This is a genomic window from Kordiimonas lipolytica, from assembly GCF_001550065.1.
In genome coordinates this window covers 78,142-97,273 of sequence record NZ_LRUB01000036.1, presented here as the reverse complement: position 1 = coordinate 97,273, position 19,132 = coordinate 78,142, and the positions used below count along the sequence as shown (strand labels likewise).

The following is a 19,132-nucleotide window of genomic DNA, read 5'->3' as shown; positions in this document are numbered from 1 at the left end:
GCCAGCACGATATGCATTCCTGACTATTTGGTCAATAACCATTTTCGCATTTTTATTGCTTTTTTCGCGCCTTGCTATCGACGGGTACACACCATGCGGCATAAGGTGATATCGAGCACGCCATACGGGGGACTAATCATGAGCGGAAATCCACTTTCCGACGTTGACAGCTGGCTCTATCACCTGGGTGATACTGACACCGCGCGACTGCAGGAAATAGGCGACAGTACGGCCGGTATGGTGGTGATCGAATTCGCCAATTATGCTGATGTGGAAACGCCCTATACCGCCGCTGACCTAGACATCATGCGCGGGACGAATGACAAGCTGATCGTCTCTTACCTCAGCATTGGTGAAGCGGAAGATTACCGCTTTTATTGGGACGATCCCGATTTCATCGCCATCCGTGACAGTATCATCGAAAACGAAAACCCCGAATGGGTGGGCAACTTCAAAGCCCGCTATTGGTTGGATGACTGGCAACAGGTGATCTTCGACTATGTCGAACGCATCATCGACGGCGGCTTCAACGGCCTCTATCTGGATATCATAGACGGCTATGAATATTGGGAAGAGCTGGAGCCAGATGCAAACATTGATTACCGGCAGGAAATGGCAAACTTTGTCGCCGCCATCCGCGCCCACGCCGAAGCCTATCTGGCAGAAGTAGACCCCGACCGCACCTTTGTCGTCATCGGGCAGAATGGTGAAGAACTTCTGGAGAACAGCACCTATCTGAATGCCATCGATGGGGTCGGCAAGGAAGACCTGCAGTTCTACTATGAGAACACGAACCAGAGCGACTTCCACGTGCAGAGCGCCGAAAGCGTGGCCTACAGCCTGGCGCTGCTGACACTGGCGGAAAACGCAGGCAAGGAAGTCTTCCTGATCGAGTATCTGAACGGCACCCGCCAGCAGGCGTTCGAGGGTGTTCTTGAAGCGCTGGCCGAACAAATGGATGACCTTGGCATCCCGCTTTATGTGGCGGAAAGCCGGGCGCTGGATGAAGTGTTCCAACAGCCTGACTTTATCAGGATCGTCGATGATCTGGTTGGCAGTGAGGCGGGTGAGACGCTGCGCGGCGGCTTCGGTAAAGACGTCATCGACGCCCTTGGCGGCAATGACCAGATATGGGCTGGCCCTGCGGACGCAGGCGATGACCTTTTCATAGGCGGCGCGGGGTCTGACGTCATCGGCGGCGGCTCTGGCGACGATTTCCTGATCGGTGGCGGCGCGGATGACGGCAATGTTCTTGACTGGCTCACATCAAACGGCAATTCACTGGATGATGGCGCCGATATCCTGTTTGGCGGCAAGGGTAACGATACCCTTTTGGGCGGCGGCTGGGACGATGGCCTTGTAAACGACAACGGTATCTATGATGACGGCGAAGCCATCATTTCCGGCACGGCCGCCAACCAGATATGGGCAGGCCCCGGCCAGGATTTGCTGATTGGCGCAGCAGGCGATGACGAACTGGGCGGCGGCACAGGCGATGACACCATCTTTGGGCATGACGGCGATGACATGATCTATAGCGCGCTCGGGCTGGACCAATTGTTCGGCGGTGCGGGCGCGGACATATTGTTTGGCGGCGCGGGTGACTATGCGGACACGCTTTGGGGCGAAGCCGGCGATGACACACTGTTTGGCGGTGCGGGGGGCGACCGCCTTCAGGGCGGGCTGGGCGCGGACGAACTGTTCGGCGGCCCAGGCGACGATACGGTCCGGGGCGAAGGTGGTGCAGATGTCTTGTGGGCCGGTGCGGGCGATGACCTGCTGACCGGTGGTCTGGGCACCGACACCTTTGCGTTCGCAGCCAACAGTGGTGCTGACACAATCACGGATTTTGACCTGAGCAACGATGCGCTGGACCTGACGGCCATCACCACGCGCTTCGCAGACATCACAGCCCTTGAAACTGCAGCATCGGAGGTTTTGCAGGACAATCAAGAAGGCTTGTTGATCGACCTTGGCGCCAGCGGCAGTGTATTCCTTATCGGCCTCGTGCTTGATGATTTGGATACAATAAACGTGCTCTTGTGATCAGAAGCTGAAGCTGAGGCGCGCATACCAATAGCCGCCGTTAAAGCCAAATGGTGCAGCCCGGCGCGAATAGGTGAACACCCCTTCGGACGACAATATACCCGGCAGATCACCCGCCCCTGCCTGTCCGATCAGATTACGGTCCGGATACTGGCCCAGGATATTGTTGGCGCCGATGGTCGCAGTAACGCCGTGGCGTTCAAATTCATAGCTTACTTGCGCATCCAACACCCATTCCGCGCCGAAAGCCTGTACATTGCGCCCGTCGCCCGAAAGCTGGTCGCACGTCCCTTCGCAAATTCGGTAGCCACCAAAACGGTTGGCACGCAACAGTAGGCTGACAGGCCCGGTTTCATAAGTTGCTGCCAGCATCACACGGCTTTCCGGCTGCCAGTCCTGCAAAATGGAGATATCCTGCGGGGTGAACAAAGGTACCGCCAGCGTATCGCCAATGGTGGTGCGGATGCTGCCATCCTTGACCACCGTGCTGTTCCAGTTGGCCGCGAGCGAAAACTCAAGGCTGTCGTCCCCCGAAAGCGGCCAGTCATATACCGCCACTATATCCGCGCCCTTGGTGACCGTGTCAGCTGCATTGAAGAAGAACTGCCCGTTCGTAATGCCCATCCGGCTGCTGACATCCGGGAACAGGCGGGCAATATCCACGCTACCTGAAATGGCGATCCGGTCTTCGATATCGATATGATAATAGTCTGCCGTCAGCGTGAAGTTCGGCAGGGTCCAGACAAGCCCGGCGCTGACATTGATGGCTGTTTCTTCCTTCAACTGCGGCACACCGATGGCAACGGCAAGTGCGCTATCGTTCCGGAAGGTGCCCCGTTCCTGCGCAACGGTAAGGCCGCCGGCATCGACAAACTGTGTGGACACACTGTTGAAATATTTCTGCTGCACAGAAGGTGCCCGAAATCCCGTGGATAAAGCCCCGCGAAGCGCCAGCCCCTCTGTCAGCTTGACCCGGCTGGTCATCTTTCCAGTCAAGCGACTGCCGAAATCGTCATAGTGTTCGAACCGGGCAGCAGCTGACAGTCGCCAGACGGCAGTAACCGAAAGGTCCAGATCGCTATAGAGCGCGAAACTATCCCGTTTGCGGTCCACCGCATTATCGGGCGAAAAGCCACGGAACACCTGGAAACCCTGCTGGTAGCGAACGGGGGCCACGTCACAACCCGGGCAATTGGTATTATTAAGGCCGCCATCACTATAGGAAGCATGCTCCCCTGCCCTGATCTCATACCGGTCGCGCCGGTACTCCGCCCCCATTGCCAGCGTCACGTCCCTGCCCCCCAAGCTCCCTTCCCGAACAGCATCAAGCGACAGCACAGACTGGGAGAAAAGCAGGCTGCCTGCATCAGCTTCAAACGGGCTGTCAGCCCCCAGCGACGCATTCAGGCTGTTCTTGATGCGGTAGGCGAATTCGTTACGCCCATGGGCAAAACCCAAATCCACATGCCATCCTGCCAAGGACTTCAGCACCAACCCGCTTGCAGCGGATACATCAGTGATTTCGGTATTGATCAGGGGCAGGAAGCCGTCCGGATAAAGGCTTGCAACCGTGCGCTCTGGTTGGGTAACCCGCCTGTAAAACCCAGCCGACATGTTGTCGCGGTCGGAATAGGTCGCGAAGCCATACCAGTGGCCCACATCACCGAACGGGATTTCAGCATTGAAGACGGCGGCAAACTGTTCGCTTGCTGCGTCGCCAATGCGGAAATTCCGCCTGTCGAACGTATATTCGCGCGGGTCATAACAACTGGCTGGATCTGGCGTAGCAGCACAGTCGCTTTCGCCATTTGCGCCAAAATATTGCTGGTTCGCGCTCAACCCCGCCCGGTTCGTTGGCGCCCGGTCACGGTATTCAAGGCTCAGGTTCACGAAGCCACGGCTGCTGACCGGATAAGCGATGAAGCCGTTCACCGTCGTGGTATCACCGTCACCCGCATATGTTGCGCCCCTGCTGACGCTGATCCTGCCGCCTTCCCTGTCGCGCCTCAGGGCAAGGTTGATCACGCCGGCGATGGCGTCCGACCCATATTGTGCCGCCGCCCCGTCCCTGAGCACCTCAATGCGCCCCAGCGCTATGGCGGGTACAGCATTCATGTCGGTGCCTGCTGACCCACGCCCAACAGACGTGTTCACATGCACCAGTGCGCTGGCATGCCGCCGCCTGCCGTTCAGAAGCACCAATGTCTGGTCCGGGCTCATGCCCCGAAGCGTGGCCGGTCGGAGGGCGTCAGTGCCGTCCGACACGCTGGAACTGGAGAAATTGAAACTGGGCACAAGCATCTGCAGCATGCGTCCAGTCTCCGCCTGCCCTGTGGATGCAAGCGCTGTGGGTGAAAGAACATCAACAGGCACAGAGGTTGCCCCAACCGTACGCCCCCTGACGCGTGTCCCGATGCTGATGATCTCCTCAAACGAAGCCGGGGCAATGGATAGCTGGTCGATATCCTGTTGCCCCGCTGGTTTTTCTGGCCTCAAGGGAGGCTCCGGTTTCACTTTTTGCCGTCTGACGGTAACGGTATTGCCGCTTGAAAAATGATACTCGAGCCCGGTACCCAAAGTCAGCCGCACCAGGGCTTCTTCCGCTGTCATCGTGCCGGTTACGCCCCGGCTGGCCGGGATGTCCTCTGTATCTGCGGCAAGGATCAACTGAATCCGCGCCTGTTCTGAAAACTCAAGAAGCGCCTGCCGAAGCGGCTGAGGCGCAATATCAAACCGGATTTCCGGTGTATCATCCGCTGTTGCGGACACTGACATAACAAGCCCAAGTATCAGTATTACCATCAGCCGCAGCAGCCCATCCGAGCTACCAACCACGGCTGGTCTCAGGGTCATATGTGCCCTCCTTCCTTTATATGATTGCATAAATCTACCAATGGTTGAGACGAGTGCGCGATGGGATATGAGAATATTTTCACGTGCTCAGCCCACTTTCACGGTCAGAACTCAAACGCCATCCGCGCATAATAATAGCCACCCCGAATGCCCCAGGGCATAACCACCCACGGGTAGCGGAAGTTGCCAAAAGCACCGATCTGGCGCCCTTCAGATATCCAGCGCGACATATCATTGTTCACGAGCTCATCCGGGTAGGTATTGAATAGATTGTTGGCGCCAATGGCGAGCGTCAGGTTTTCCCCAACATCATAGGAAATCTCCAGATCCACGATGGCAGCTGTGCCCGCCTTCGTTGTGGGGCTGTAGTCAAGCCCCAGCACATCAACAGCAATGTCCTGCGGAATATTGTTGCCAAGCGGCGTATAGAAAGCCGATTCCGTATTGCCATAATAGTTCACCCGCAAAATTGCGCCGATCCGCCCTTTCCGATAATCCACCGTGCCTGCGGCGCGGAACCGGGGCTGACCACGTTCCACATTCACCCTTTCGGCAAAGGGAAAGAATTCGTCCTCCGACACACCTTCCGGGGCATTGATTTCCCGAATGGTTGTTTTGGTCAGGCTGAGCGAGCCTACAAAGTCAAGCGAAGCTCCGTCCTTCAGCGTCATCTCATAGCAGGCCACAAGATCGGCCCCCACTGTGCGGGTATCGATGCCGTTCGAGAAGAACGACCCCGCCTCTATGGGCCCCAGGTTAAGCCCTTCCGGGATCGGTAGGGTTGGCCCCAATACGATACGGTCGCGAATATCAATCCGGTAAGCGTCGATTGTTACATTCAGATCACTGTCTGGTTTCCACACAAGGCCAACAGACATGTTGGTGTTGGTCTCATGATCCAGCTTGTTCACCCCGTATGTGCGTGGGATGACATGGCCTTCGGGTGCCACCAGGGTCTGCGTAAGTCCTTCAGCACTGGTGTTGGTGATAACCGACGTAAAGGCCCGCTGCGCCAGCGCAGGCGCCCTGAAACCGGTGGATATTGCGCCCCTGAGCGCAAGCCCCTCTGCCGCCTGATACCGCGCGGACAATTTCCCGGTAATCTTGCTGCCGGTGCGACCGAAATTCTCATAGCGGGCCGCCGTGGTGAAAAACCAATTGTCGCCGGGCTCCCATTCCGTATCCACATAGAAAGCGTAGCTGGAGCGCCCAAGCTCCCCCGACACATCGGGGCTATAGCCCGGGAAGCCCTGGAACCCACATACCGCTGTCACCTCCGGGTCCAGAATAGACGGGGCAAATTCGCCATTTACCCTACCACAGCTGTAGGAGGCCTCGTCCCCCTGCTCAATCCCGTATAGCTCGTTCCTATATTCAAAGCCGTAGGCCAGGTTGAACGGAACATCACCGACCCAAGCCCGCCCTACCGCATCAAAGTTCGCTGTCAGCTGTTCGAACTCAAGCGCCCCTGAAAACCCTTCCGTGAAGCTATAATCCAACGGGTCCAGGCCGTTATAGAATGCCGCTGACGCCAGCGACACATTCACCGTATTTTCGGCCCCAAAGGCAAACCGCGTGCGGCCATAGGTGGCGCTCAGGTCATATTGCCAACCGTCGTCGGCATCGAAGCGGAAGCCCACGGCCTGACTGAAATCGCTGACATCCGTTCGCTGAAGCGGCAAAAAGCCTTCAGGGTAAAGCTGAGGCACAGACCGCGCAGCCTGATGGGCGTGGCGGTAAAATCCGCCGGACACGCCATTGCGGTCCATAAAGCCGCCAAAGGCATAAAGCTCGCCGCCACCGCGGCCCGGCAAGGCCATATTCCACATGACCGCCGTTGCATCCACATCGGTCTCACCAATGCGCATCACCACATCGCCCGTGATGGAGGATGGATCAGCCCGGTTGGTTGCCTTGCGGTCCTGATATTCTGCCGTCACATTGAAAAACCCACCAACCCCAAGCGGTAGTCCAGCAGTGCTGGACACGAAGAACGTGTCACCGTCGCCTTCGTAGGTCTGCCCCCAACTGGCGGCGCCCGAAAAGCCGTCGTCATAGTCCTTGAGGACGATATTCACAACGCCTGCAATGGCGTCGGACCCATATTGCGCTGCCGCCCCGTCACGCAGGATCTCAACCCGTTTGATCGCGCCCACCGGAATGGTGTTCATATCGGTGCCTACAGCTCCTTTGCCCACCGTATTCTGAACATTGACCCATGACTGGCTGTGGCGGCGCTTGCCATTGACCAGCACCAGAACCTGATCCGGCCCCAGCCCCCGCAGCGTGGCCGGGCGCACGATATCCGTTCCGTCTGAAATCGTGGTTTCCGTGAAATTAAAACTGGGCGCCAGCGCCTGTAACAGCCTCCCTGTCTGGGTATAGCCGTTCCGGTGCAGCGCCGCGGAGCCGATGACATCCACCGGCACGGCGGTTTCCGTAACAGTACGCGTGCGGTTTCGCGTGCCAACAGTTACCAGTTCTTCAAGATAGGGTTCTTCCGCCTCCTGGCGCTGGGACAGGGTCTGTTCTTCAGATTTGTCCTCACTCTTATTGGAATCAGCCGACACCGGAGCCACAGGAACCCCAAGGTGAACCTGCCGGCGCACGACAACCGTGTTTTCACCTGTGAAGCTGAAGCTGTACCCGGTTCCCGCCACAAGACTTTCCAGCGCCTCGGCCACGTCATGTAAACCCCGCAGGCTGCGACGCTGTGGGTCGGAAGCCATGTCACCGGGCAGAATGATCTGAATACCTGCCTGCTCTGAATAGGCGAGAAGGGCGTCCTGAAGGCGCTGGCTTCGAATATTGAATTCGACTGTGCGGGTGGCTTGGGGCTGGCCATCCTGATAAACCATAGCCAGGGAAGGTGCTGAAACGCCAAATGCTGCCGCGCCAAAGGCCGCAACAGCACTGATGGTCAGGACTTTACGCTGCCTGACCAAATTCGGCCCGGCGGTGCGCCCCCTAAACTTCATACGATCCTCCCGCTACTCTGGCAGCGCCAAAGCAACCTCGCCCGTATTCTCGGACGTCCCCACCTTGTTATCCTGATTTGTGCCAGCTGCCTACAGGATTATTGCAGCGGACTTATGTCCCGGCCTGTTCTTCATCAAACATCAAAATGGTGCTACCGCCCAAACGCACCACTTCAATGGGATAGCCCTGCTGCAGGCCTTCAAGCCAGGCGTCAACCTGGTCCGGATAGACTGTTCCGGTGAAACGCATCGTGCCAACAGCTTCATCCCCAATGGTGATTTCGTCCGTCAGATACCGGTTCAGCTCCTGAATAACGTCGGCGATCGGCCAGTCAACCATGGTCAACACACCCACGCGCCAGGACAGGCCCTCATGCACGTTGGCTTCAATGATTGGCATCATGCGGCCAGCAGGCGAATATGCCGTCTGGCGACCGGCGGTCACCAATGCCACTGGCTGCGTCACAGCGCTTGAGGCATCCCGGCCACGGCTGCGACCACGGTCAGCCGTATCGTCAATCGGGCGCACCGCAACCGTCCCTTCAAGCACCCGCACCTCGACATTAGTGTCAGACTTGCGAACATTGAAGACCGTACCAATAGCGGTCACACTGCCTTGGCCCGCGCGCACGATGAAAGGACGCTTCGGGTTCTTGGCAACCGTGAAGACAGCTTCGCCCTGATCCAGAGTGAGAGACCGATCTTCTTCAGAATAGGTTACCGACACAGAGCTACCTGCGCCCAATTCAACAATCGATCCGTCAGTCAGGTTGATAACGCGTTGCTGCCCGGCGGCAGTTTGATAGTGCAAGGTCCGCACAGCCTGCCCGCTTTCAGGCGAGCCCATGAGGAGGAAAGTGGCAACAAGAACCGCCGCGAAGGAAGCTGCAATAGCCCCCACCCAGGCGTACGCAGGCTTTTTGCGAACTGAAGGCTGTTCAGTCGCTGGCGCCACCATGGAAAGGATCGATCCACCCGCTGATGGATGAACCGCTACAGTTGCCTGCCCCTCCCCTGCTGCCATATCGGTTTCGGTCTGCGCCGCAAGATCCCGCCAGTCATCTGCCTGAGCTTCACCCAGAACACCCCAAAGGGTTTCCATGCGCGCGAACGCACGGCGATGGTCGCCATCTGCCGCCATCCAGCCTTGCCAGGCTTTCAGCTCCTCAGCTCCCATGGTGCCGTCCTGCAGGTCCAGATAATATTCTGCGGCCTGATCCAGCACTTTCTTCTCAATTTGGCGGCTCTTGGGCATCTACCAATATCCTTAACTCAAAGACTCCACGCATCCAGCTCGTCGCTCATCTTGTCTGAGCAGTGCACAAGCGCGCGTAACACATATTTTCTAATCATGCTCGATGTCAGGCCCATCTCCTGGGCGATGTCATCGTAGCTGCGGTTCTTGAACTTATACTCCACAAACGCGTGCCTGCATTTGGGCGGCAGCGTGGATACACACTCCAGAACCCTGGCAAGCGCCTGCTTGGCTGCGATCGAGCGCTCAGGCGTAAAGCCGAACATCTCATTGACCTGTTGCGGCGCTTCCTGATCCACATAGGACTGGGCAAGCCCCTTCCGCCGGATGCGGTCTATCGCAATATTCGTCGCCGTGCGGAACAAAAAGGCCCGCAGGAACCCGATGGTGCTGGTGTCGTCCAGCCGTAAAAGCCGGACATACGCTTCCTGCGCCACTTCCACCGCCTCCTCGTGCGACTTCAGGCGGCTGGTGAGATAGCGCACCAGTTCTTCATTATGGTTCTTGAAGAGCGCTTTGATTTCGTCCTGAGAGAGCGCGCGAGCGTCATCCGAAGGGCTTGCCCCTTCAGCTGTTTCCTGCTCGTCTTTCTGCCTCTCTGGCGACGTCATGAATGTCTCCTCAGATCAAGGACGCACAGCTTACCGAAATTGGGAATTTTTTTGACCCATTAATTTGATAGACGCCGAAAAACACAATCAAAACGTGTCCAAGAGCACATCTATAATAGAGCAACCCCCTCAATCTGTCATAAAAATGCAATATTTAACAATACCTTAACTTATCAAGATCAAGATTCTTGTCGTCCGGGTAACGCAATCTAACTTTGCGGCACACCAGTTTCGAGTGGGGAAACAGACCTTGGGGGATCGAGACAGGATACAGGCAAAATGTTTAATAAACTGGGATTCAAGACCGAAGTTAAAAGTACAAAAGCCAAATCAGAAGACAATGAAAACGCACTTGAGGAAGTGACTGAGACTAACGTCCTCGATTCACTGCCAAACAATATTATTGTGTGCGACCCTAAAACCGGGATCATCACCTATGCCAATCCGGCCAGCAGGGAAACCCTGCGCACGCTGGAGGACTATCTGCCCATCAAGGCAGATGATATTGTTGGCACCAGCATTGATGTCTTCCACAAACATCCAGAACACCAGCGAAACATCCTGGCTGACCCGAAAAACCTGCCCCACCGGGCGGTTATTTCGCTCGGCCCGGAAAAACTGGAACTTCGGGTCAATGCCATGCTGGACAACAATGGCAACTATCGCCGTGCTGTCCTGTCATGGAACAAGGTAACGGAGCGGGAGAAATTCCGGGCGGACGCTGACCGGCTCAAGCAGATGGTCGACAAGATGCCCATCAACGCCATGATGTGTGACCCGCATACGCTTGAGATGACCTATATGAACGAGGCCAGTCGCAAGACGCTTCAAGGGCTGCAGAAATATCTGCCGATCCAGGTAGACGACATCATCGGCCAAAGCATTGATGTGTTCCACAAGAACCCGGAGCACCAGCGCCGCATCCTGCGTGATCCGAAAAACCTGCCATTCAGCACCCACATCAAGCTGGGCCCTGAAACGCTGAACCTGCAGATTGCCGCCATCATGGGCGAAGACGGCAGTTATCTGGGCCCAATCGCGACATGGTCGGTCATCACAGCCCAGGTACAGGTTGAAGAAACAGTAGCCCAGTCAACCCAGGACGTTGCCGGCGAAACCGCATCGCTTGCGGACCAGGCCACGATGATGGCATCGATCGCTGAACAGAACATTGGCATCTCATCCAAAGTCGCGCACGCATCGAGTGAAGCGACAGACAATGTGCAAGCGGTTGCCGCAGCGACGGAAGAACTGGCAAATTCGATCGCCCAGATCGCAGACCAAGTTGCCCATGCCAGCAAGATTTCCGATAACGCAAGCGAAAAAGCCGAACAGGCCAATTCGGTCGGCCAGGAACTTTCCGAAGCGTCCGGCAAAATTTCCGATGTGGTTAAACTGATTAACGATATCGCTGACCAGACCAACCTCTTGGCGCTCAATGCCACCATCGAGGCAGCGCGTGCCGGCGAAGCAGGCAAAGGCTTTGCCGTTGTGGCAAGCGAAGTGAAAAGCCTCGCGACCCAGACCGCCAAGGCGACGGAAGATATCTCGCAGCAGGTGGAAGCCATCCAGGAACAGTCACGCCGCATGGTAGAAGCCATCAGTGAAATTTCCGGGATCATTGGCGAAGTATCTGCGATTGCCACCGAAATCGACGGCTCCACCAACCAGCAGGGCGCAGCCACGCAGGAAATTTCCCGAAGCGTGGACCAGGCGGCCCAGCGCACCCGCGAGGTGTCAGACAACATGGGTGAAGTGGAGCAGGCTTCCCGCAAAGCTGCTGATGTTGCCCAATCGGTTCAACAATCTGCGGACCGGCTGACCGAAGTTGCGCAAGGCCTGCAGAAAGAAGTGACCAACTGCCTGAAAAACATCAAATGATCACAGGCCTGATTATCTGAGAAAAGAAGCGGCGGGGCTTATGGCCCCGCCTTTTCTGCTATATGTCAGCATCATACGGATGGACGAAAAAGGGTGGCCATGAAACAGCTTGCATTGGCTTTAATGATTTTTTCATCAGGCGGCACCATAGCGGAATGCCCCACACTGCCCCCACTGCCGAAAGTGGATATTCAGGACCGCCACGAGGACATGATCTGCCGCGCGGCGGAAGTGGACTGGAGCGCGGTGACCCTGACAATTGCACAGCTAAAAAAAAGCCATCCAACATACAAAAGCATGTCCATCCGGGATTTCATTATCCAGACCTACTGCGCGGCTGAATATGATGAATATATCAGCCTCATCAAATACACCGCCACCCACAGCAAGTCTTATTCAAACGCGGCCAACACCATGCGCGCGGTCGCAGCTGCTCTGGGGCCGGACCTCCTTAGGGTCGATTACAACAATTGGACCCATATTGAATGGGCCATGGCAATGTTTGAAGAAAGCACGGATGACAGATATCTGGCCTTCTCCAACGTGGTGGAAAGTGAACTGAAACGACACGGTGTACAGCCTGACCGGATCAAGGCCTGCTCTGTAAGGTAAAATATGGGCGCGGAAAAGTGGGCGGAACAGCAAAGGCCAATACCGCCCAAGTCGTGGGTAAGCGAGAATTACCCTGAAAAATTCCGCGATTTAAAAATATCTGGTCAGGGCAGCTTCACGTGGCTGCCACGCCTGAAACCGTAAGGAAGATTGCCGTCATCCGTATTCATGAAAAATCGGCTTTCAACCTCACCATCCCAACTTTCACCAACCGGTGCGCCCTTAGCCTGCGTGGCGTCAAGGCGCTCGAGATCAAAACCCACGGCCAGCCCAAGCTGAAACCGTCTGAATAGCAGGCAATTCATATTCGTTTGGGCCCCAACCTTGCCCCGCCAATGACACGCCCAATATGATAGAAGGCAGGAGAAACGGGAGGACGCAGCAATGACGGAAAAAGGGACTGTAACCCAGGCACTGGCAAACAGGCGCAGTATTCGCGCCTTCAAGCCCGACCCCGTGCCGGAAGCCCTGTTGAATGAGGTTATTGAGGCAGCCCTTCAGGCCCCGTCATGGGGCAATGTGCAGCCCTACCGCGTGGCTGTGGCCTCTGGCGACACGGCGAAAGAGATCGCGGCTGAGCTGACAGCCCGCTTCAACACCGCTGCCAAGGTCCAGCGCGCGGGGCTATTTGCCAAGTTTGGCGCGCTTCTCAAAGGCGGCGTCAAGCCGGACGGCGACTATAACACCATCATGAAATACCCGGCTGAGCTGGGCGCGCGCTACCGCGACACCGGCCATGGCCTTTATGGCATGCTGGGCATCGAACGTCACGACAAGGCAGCGCGGCACGCCCAGATGGCCCGAAACTTCAGCTTCTTCGGCGCGCCCACGGCCCTGTTTGTTTTCTGTGAGGACAGCCTTGGGGCCTATGCCGCACTCGACACCGGCATTTTCATGCAGTCTCTGGCGCTGGCAGCCGAAGAACGCGGCCTTGGCACCTGCATGCAGGCAGCACTGGCCACCTGGGCCAGCCCGGTGAAAGCACGGTTCGAGATTCCGGAAAACTACAAGCTGATCTGCGGTATCTCGATCGGCTATAAGGCTGACGACAAGGTCAACAGCTTCGCACCCAAGCGCAGGCCGCTGGATGAAGTTCTCTTGAAGCCAAAGCGCTAAAAAGTAACGAGCCCGTCGCGAGACCAGTTGGCGAGCGTGAGGTTGGCCTCATGCGCCATGCGGATCGCAAAGGCCGTGGGCGCAGACAGGCACACAAGGGCCGGCACACCCACCGCCACGCATTTTTGCACCATCTCGTATGACGCGCGACTTGAGATCAGCACAAAACCTGCCTTCAGGTCTGCGCCATCCTTAAGGAGCGCACCTAGGAGCTTATCAAGCGCATTGTGCCGCCCGACATCCTCGCGAACAGCCGTGATATCGCCCGCTTCCGTCACCCATGCCGCACCATGGACAGACTTATTCAGTTCTCTCATTGGCTGCCGGGCGCGGAAGTCATCCACGGCCTTTCCGGCTACCTGCGGGTCAAGCTGTACGGGAGCGCTTGCGACAGGCCGAACCTTCTGGAACAGCTCTTCCATGCTATCAATACCGCATAAGCCACAGCCGGTGCGGCCGGTCATTGCCCGGCGGCCCTGCTTCAGCTTGAAGCGCTCAAGCGCGGCGTCATCCAGGGTGACCAGCAGGTCTATGCCCCGGTCTTTTTCCACCACTTCGATCTTGCGAATGTCCTCCGGGCTGCGGGCGATGCCCTCAGTTACAGTGAACCCAAGCGCAAAATCCTGAAGGTCTGCGGGCGACGCCAGCATCACCACATGATTGATGCCGCCGTATACCAACGCCACCGGCGCTTCTTCGGGCACATGCCAATGAACCGCAGCGTCCCCACACTGGCCGGTCACTTCAACGTCAACCGACCACCCGCGTTTGCTGGCATACGTCAGTGACACGCCCTACTCCGCCGCCGTGGGCGCTTTCACCCGCCGCATGGTCGGCGCTTCCGCCGCATAATGTTCCTGCCACGAAGACTTATGGTTCGCCAGCCCAACATCCACCGCCGTCACCTTATATTCGGGGCAACTGGTGGCCCAGTCACTGAGCTCGGTGGTCACCACATTGGTGCCGCTTTCCGGGTGGTGGAAGGTGGTGTAGACCACGCCCGGCGCCATACGTTCTGAGATTTCAGCCCGAAGCGTCGTCTCGCCTTTGCGTGATTTGACAGACACCCAGTCACCGGTCTGGATACCGCGCATTTCCGCGTCAGACGGGTGGATTTCCAGCACGTCTTCTTCCATCCAGCGGTTATTGTCGGTCCTGCGCGTCTGCGCGCCAACATTATACTGGCTGAGGATACGGCCGGTCGTCAGGATCAGCGGGAACTTGCGGTTCGTCTTTTCTTCCGTCGGCACATATTCCGTGACCACGAACAGGCCCTTGCCGCGCACGAAATGGTCCACATGCATCACCGGCGTGCCATCCGGGGCCTCGTCATTCACGGGCCACTGCAGGCTGCCGTCCCGGTCAAGACGGGCGAAGCTAACACCTGCAAACGTGGGGGTCAGCGCCGCGATCTCATCCATGATCTCAGCCGCACTCGAATATGGCATTGGGTACCCCATCGCTTCAGAAAGCTTCGCGGTCACCTGCCATTCTTCCATGCCGGTCTGGGTTTTCATCACTGGACGCACGCGGCCAAGGCGGCGTTCGGCGTTGATGAAAGTGCCGTCTTTTTCAAGGAAGCTGGTACCGGGCAGGAACACATGGGCGAAACGCGCGGTTTCATTCAGGAACAGGTCCTGCACCACTACGCAGTCCATGTTCCTCAGCGCTGCTTCCACATGAAGCGTGTTCGGGTCAGATTGCGCCACGTCTTCACCCTGAATGTAGATACCGCGATACTTGCCCGCATGGGCTTCATCAAACATACCGGGAATGCGAAGGCCGGGTTCGCCGTCCAGTCCCACACCCCAGTAATCTTCGAATGTTTTCCTGACCGCATCATCTGCCACAGGGCGATAGCCCGCAAATTCATGCGGGAAGGAACCCATATCGCACGAGCCCTGCACATTGTTCTGGCCGCGCATCGGGTTCACGCCTACGCCCGGGCGCCCGAAATTGCCGGTCGCCATCGCAAGGTTGGCCATGCCCATCACCATGGTGGACCCCTGGCTGTGTTCGGTTACGCCGAGGCCATAGTATATGGCCCCATTGCCGCCCGTGGCATAAAGCCGGGCCGCCGCACGGATATCGTCTGCGCTGATGCCCGCCACCTTGGCGACTTCCTCAGGCGAATTGACCGGATCAAGGATGAAGGCCTTCCATTCCTCGAATGCGTCCATTTCACAGCGCTCGCGCACGAAAACTTCATCATGCAGCCCTTCGGAGATAATCACATGCGCCAACGCGTTCACCACCGCCACATTGGTGCCGGGCTGCAGCGCCAGGTGATAGTCCGCCTTCACGTGCGGGGTTTCCACCAGGTCAATACGCCGGGGGTCGATCACGATGAGTTTCGCACCCTGGCGAAGCCGCCGTTTCATCTGGCTGCCGAACACTGGGTGGGCGTCCGTGGGGTTGGAGCCGATCACCATGATCACGTCGCAATGTTCGACGGAATCAAAGTTTTGCGTGCCTGCCGATGTGCCCAGCGTTTGCTTCAAGCCGTATCCGGTGGGCGAATGGCAAACCCGCGCGCAAGTATCCACATTGTTGTTGCCGAAGGCCGCGCGGACGATCTTCTGAACCAGCCAGACTTCCTCGTTGGTACAACGGCTGGAGGTGATCCCGCCGATAGCTTTCTTGCCGTACTTGGCCTGAATGTCCTTGAAGCGCTTCGCGGTGAATTCAAAGGCCTCATCCCACGGCACTTCGCGCCATTCGTCGGTGATATTTTCCCGGATCATCGGCTTGGTCACCCGGTCCTTGTGAGTGGCATAGCCCCAGGCGAACCGGCCCTTGACGCAGGAGTGGCCATGGTTGGCCTTGCCCGCTTTTTCCGGGATCATACGCACCACGCGGTCGCCCTTGATTTCCGCCTTGAAGCTGCAGCCAACGCCGCAGTAGGCGCAGGTGGTGATCACCGTGCGGTCAGGCACGCCGTGCTCGATCAGGTCATTTTCCGCGAGTGTGGCGGTTGGGCAGGCCTGCACGCAGGCCCCGCATGACACGCATTCCGAACTGAAGAAATCGTCTGTGCCGGTTGCCACGCGACTTTCGAACCCCCGTCCTTCGATGGTCAGCGCGAGCGTGCCCTGCACCTCATCACACGCCCGCACGCAGCGCGAGCAGACAATGCATTTGGATGGGTCATAGGTGAAGTAAGGCGTGCTTTCGTCTTTCGTCAGGTCCAGATGGTTCTCGCCTTCATAACCGTAGCGCACGTCCCTGAGCCCCACGGCACCCGCCATATCCTGCAGCTCACAGTCGCCGTTCGTGGGGCAGGTCAGACAGTCAAGCGGGTGGTCAGAGATATAGAGCTCCATCACCCCGCGCCTAAGGCGCGCCAGCCGGTCTGTCTGGGTATGCACCACCATGCCGTCTTCTGCATGCGTGGTGCAGCTTGAAGGCGTGCCCTTACGGCCGTCAATTTCCACAAGGCACAGGCGGCAACTGCCAAACTGCTTGACCATATCGGTCGCGCACAATTTGGGAATGGAAATCCCAGCCTCTGCCGCCGCGCGCATCACGCTGGTGCCCTTGGGCACAGTCACGTTGAAGCCGTCCACTTCCAGCGTCACAGTCTCGTCCGACTTGACCTCTGGGGTTCCGAAATCTGGTTCTTTCAGGAGCGCCATTTTATTCGCCTCCTTCCATGCTGATGTCTTTTTGGCCCCGGCCCACGGCCTCGGGGAAATATTCAAGGACACTTTTCACCGGCACGGGCGTCATGCCGCCCATCGCGCACAGGGAGCCGTCTTCCATGACCTCAAGAAGGTCTTCGATAAGCTCAAGATTGGTATCGACATCTTCGCCCGCAATCACCTTGGCCATGACTTCCGAGCCGCGGACCGCGCCAATCCGGCACGGCGTACATTTGCCGCAGCTTTCATGGGCGCAGAAATCGAAGGCATATTTGGCCTGTGCCGCCATATCGGCTGTGTCGTCAAACACCACTATACCACCATGGCCCACCCCAGCGCCAATTTTGCCGAAAGTTTCATAGTCCATCGGCATGTCGAACTTACCCACAGGGATATAGGCGCCCAAAGGCCCACCCACCTGCGCGGCCCTGACCGGACGGCCAGACCGGGTGCCGCCGCCGAAGTCATTCACCAGTTCCCCAAGCGTGACGCCGAAGGCTTTTTCCACAAGGCCGCCATGGGCCACATTGCCCGCAATCTGGAACGGCATGGTGCCGGTGGAGCGCCCCATTCCGAGGTCACGGTAATATGCCCCGCCTTTCGCCAGAATGGTCGGCACCGCACACAGGGAAATCACATTATGGACCAGCGTGGGCTTGCCGTTCAGGCCCTCAAGTGCCGGTATGGGCGGCTTGGCGCGCACCTGACCCCGCTTGCCTTCAAGGCTTTCCAGAAGCGATGTTTCCTCGCCGCAAATATAGGCGCCTGCGCCCATGAAAAGCTCCAGGTGGAAGGCCTTGCCAGACCCCAGCACGTCATCGCCCAAGAGCCCTTTCCAATAGGCCCGGTCGATGGCGGCAGCCAAAAGGCGTTTCGCCACCGGATACTCAGACCGCAAGTAGATATAGCCCTTGGTCGCGCCCACACCGAGGCCCGCGATCACCATGCCTTCAACGAGCAGAAGCGGGTCGCCTTCCATGATCATTCGGTCGGCGAAGGTGCCGCTGTCGCCCTCGTCCGCGTTGCAGACAATATATTTCTGGTCGGCGTCAGCGCCCCGCACAGTGTTCCATTTGATACCCGCCGGGAAAGCCGCACCGCCACGGCCACGAAGACCGGAGGTCATCACCTCTTCACAGATGGCCTCAGCAGACATGCCGATGGCTTTCTGAATGCCTTCAAGGCCGCCGTGGGCCGCGTAATCTTCCACCGAAAGCGGGTCCGTGATGCCGCAGCGCGCGAAAGTCAGGCGCTCCTGCAATTTCAGAAACGGAATCTCGTCGGTCAGGCCGTGGCACAGCGCATGCGCCCGGCCTTCCATCATGCCGTCGCGGATCAAGCCCTCAATGTCATCGGCTGTCACCGGGCCATAGGCCACGCGGCCCTCCGGCGTTTCGACTTCCACCAGCGGCTCAAGCCACGCCATGCCGCGGCTACCGTTACGGATGGGGGCAATACCGGTGATGGCTTCGATCTTTTCAGCGACAGCATCAGCGCCCATGGCCACCGCGGAACTGTCGAGCGGGACGTAAATCTTGCTCATGCCTCATCCTCCGCGAAAGCATCAAAGAGGCCCGCCGTCACCCTGCCCTTCAGCTCGCCGTCCACCATGGCGGCAGGGCCGGACGCGCACAGCCCCAGGCAATAGACAGCCTCAACCGTCACCCTACCGTCTGGCGTGGTCTCGCCCAGGCCGATACCCAGTTTTTCAAGCGCTGCAGCCGTCAGCGCGCGGCTGCCCACCGCCTGGCAGGCCTCAGCCTGGCAGATGCGGATCACATGCTTGCCCTTGGGTGCACGCGTGAAATCATCATAAAAGCTGATCACACCCTTCACCTCGGCCTTGGTGATATTGAAGGCCTTGGCAAGCTTTGGAACATTGGCGGCATCAATATAGCCGTCATGCTCCTGCAGCGCATTCAAGGCACGCATCAGGCCGCCGACCTCCCCCACATGGGCTGTGATCAGGTCATGGTTAACACGCTGTGACTGGCTCAAGTTTTCGGCCAATTCCGCCCCCTCTTGGTCTTCTTGATGCATTCTAGCATATCTTTTTTGGAAGGTGCGATTTGACGGAGGGCAAATCAATGAAAAAATTGTGCGGCCTCATTCCGCTATGGGAACCAACAGGACCGAATT

General features: G+C 57.8%; 13 protein-coding genes. 5 read left to right on the top strand and 8 right to left on the bottom strand.

Annotation, left to right across the window (positions count from 1 at the left end; genetic code table 11):
- Positions 1 to 138 precede the first annotated feature (138 nt).
- Positions 139 to 2,046, top strand: coding sequence for an endo alpha-1,4 polygalactosaminidase (locus KORM41_RS20185; RefSeq protein WP_068152819.1), 1,908 nt, complete (start codon positions 139 to 141; stop codon positions 2,044 to 2,046).
- Here the strand turns inward: KORM41_RS20185 and KORM41_RS20180 are convergent, their stop codons facing one another.
- The 4 genes from KORM41_RS20180 to KORM41_RS20165 form a co-directional block, all read right to left on the bottom strand.
- Positions 2,047 to 4,899 (bottom strand): TonB-dependent receptor, encoded by a 2,853-nt coding sequence (locus KORM41_RS20180; protein ID WP_068152815.1) that lies wholly within the window; start codon positions 4,897 to 4,899, stop codon positions 2,047 to 2,049.
- Positions 4,900 to 5,003: 104 nt separating this feature from the next.
- Positions 5,004 to 7,877 (bottom strand): TonB-dependent receptor, encoded by a 2,874-nt coding sequence (locus KORM41_RS20175; protein WP_068152811.1) that lies wholly within the window; start codon positions 7,875 to 7,877, stop codon positions 5,004 to 5,006.
- 112 nt (positions 7,878 to 7,989) lie between these two features.
- On the bottom strand, positions 7,990 to 9,132 hold the full coding sequence (locus KORM41_RS20170) for a FecR family protein (RefSeq protein WP_068152808.1): 1,143 nt from the start codon (positions 9,130 to 9,132) through the stop codon (positions 7,990 to 7,992).
- Between the two features lie 17 nt (positions 9,133 to 9,149).
- Positions 9,150 to 9,743 carry an RNA polymerase sigma factor gene (locus tag KORM41_RS20165; RefSeq protein ID WP_068152805.1) on the bottom strand — a complete coding sequence of 198 codons (594 nt, stop codon included), beginning with the start codon at positions 9,741 to 9,743 and terminating at the stop codon, positions 9,150 to 9,152.
- A 279-nt stretch (positions 9,744 to 10,022) separates the two neighbouring features.
- Between KORM41_RS20165 and KORM41_RS20160 the strand changes: the two genes are divergently transcribed.
- The 4 genes from KORM41_RS20160 to KORM41_RS20145 all read left to right on the top strand — a co-directional run bounded on the left by KORM41_RS20160 (position 10,023) and on the right by KORM41_RS20145 (position 13,352).
- Complete coding sequence (locus KORM41_RS20160) at positions 10,023 to 11,624, top strand: methyl-accepting chemotaxis protein (protein ID WP_068152804.1); 1,602 nt, start codon at positions 10,023 to 10,025, stop codon at positions 11,622 to 11,624.
- A gap of 99 nt (positions 11,625 to 11,723) precedes the next feature.
- Complete coding sequence (locus KORM41_RS20155; protein ID WP_156432075.1) at positions 11,724 to 12,236, top strand: hypothetical protein; 513 nt, start codon at positions 11,724 to 11,726, stop codon at positions 12,234 to 12,236.
- Positions 12,237 to 12,355: 119 nt separating this feature from the next.
- Positions 12,356 to 12,529 carry a hypothetical protein gene (locus tag KORM41_RS21955; protein ID WP_156432074.1) on the top strand — a complete coding sequence of 58 codons (174 nt, stop codon included), beginning with the start codon at positions 12,356 to 12,358 and terminating at the stop codon, positions 12,527 to 12,529.
- 91 nt (positions 12,530 to 12,620) lie between these two features.
- A complete protein-coding gene (locus tag KORM41_RS20145) occupies positions 12,621 to 13,352 on the top strand; it encodes a nitroreductase (RefSeq protein ID WP_068152794.1) in 732 nt (243 codons plus the stop codon).
- On the opposite strand, the gene fdhD is transcribed toward KORM41_RS20145, so the two are convergent.
- The 4 genes from fdhD to KORM41_RS20125 are packed head-to-tail and all read right to left on the bottom strand — an operon-like array spanning position 13,349 to position 19,033.
- Complete coding sequence (gene fdhD, locus KORM41_RS20140; protein WP_068152785.1) at positions 13,349 to 14,143, bottom strand: formate dehydrogenase accessory sulfurtransferase FdhD; 795 nt, start codon at positions 14,141 to 14,143, stop codon at positions 13,349 to 13,351. The two genes, KORM41_RS20145 and fdhD, sit on opposite strands and share 4 nt — an antisense overlap.
- 3 nt (positions 14,144 to 14,146) lie before the next feature.
- On the bottom strand, positions 14,147 to 16,987 hold the full coding sequence (fdhF, locus tag KORM41_RS20135; RefSeq protein WP_068152782.1) for a formate dehydrogenase subunit alpha: 2,841 nt from the start codon (positions 16,985 to 16,987) through the stop codon (positions 14,147 to 14,149).
- Between the two features lies 1 nt (position 16,988).
- Positions 16,989 to 18,536, bottom strand: coding sequence for a formate dehydrogenase beta subunit (locus KORM41_RS20130; protein ID WP_068152779.1), 1,548 nt, complete (start codon positions 18,534 to 18,536; stop codon positions 16,989 to 16,991).
- Positions 18,533 to 19,033 carry an NAD(P)H-dependent oxidoreductase subunit E gene (locus KORM41_RS20125; protein WP_068152777.1) on the bottom strand — a complete coding sequence of 167 codons (501 nt, stop codon included), beginning with the start codon at positions 19,031 to 19,033 and terminating at the stop codon, positions 18,533 to 18,535. Before KORM41_RS20125 ends, KORM41_RS20130 begins: the two co-directional genes overlap by 4 nt.
- Between the last annotated feature and the right edge of the window lie 99 nt (positions 19,034 to 19,132).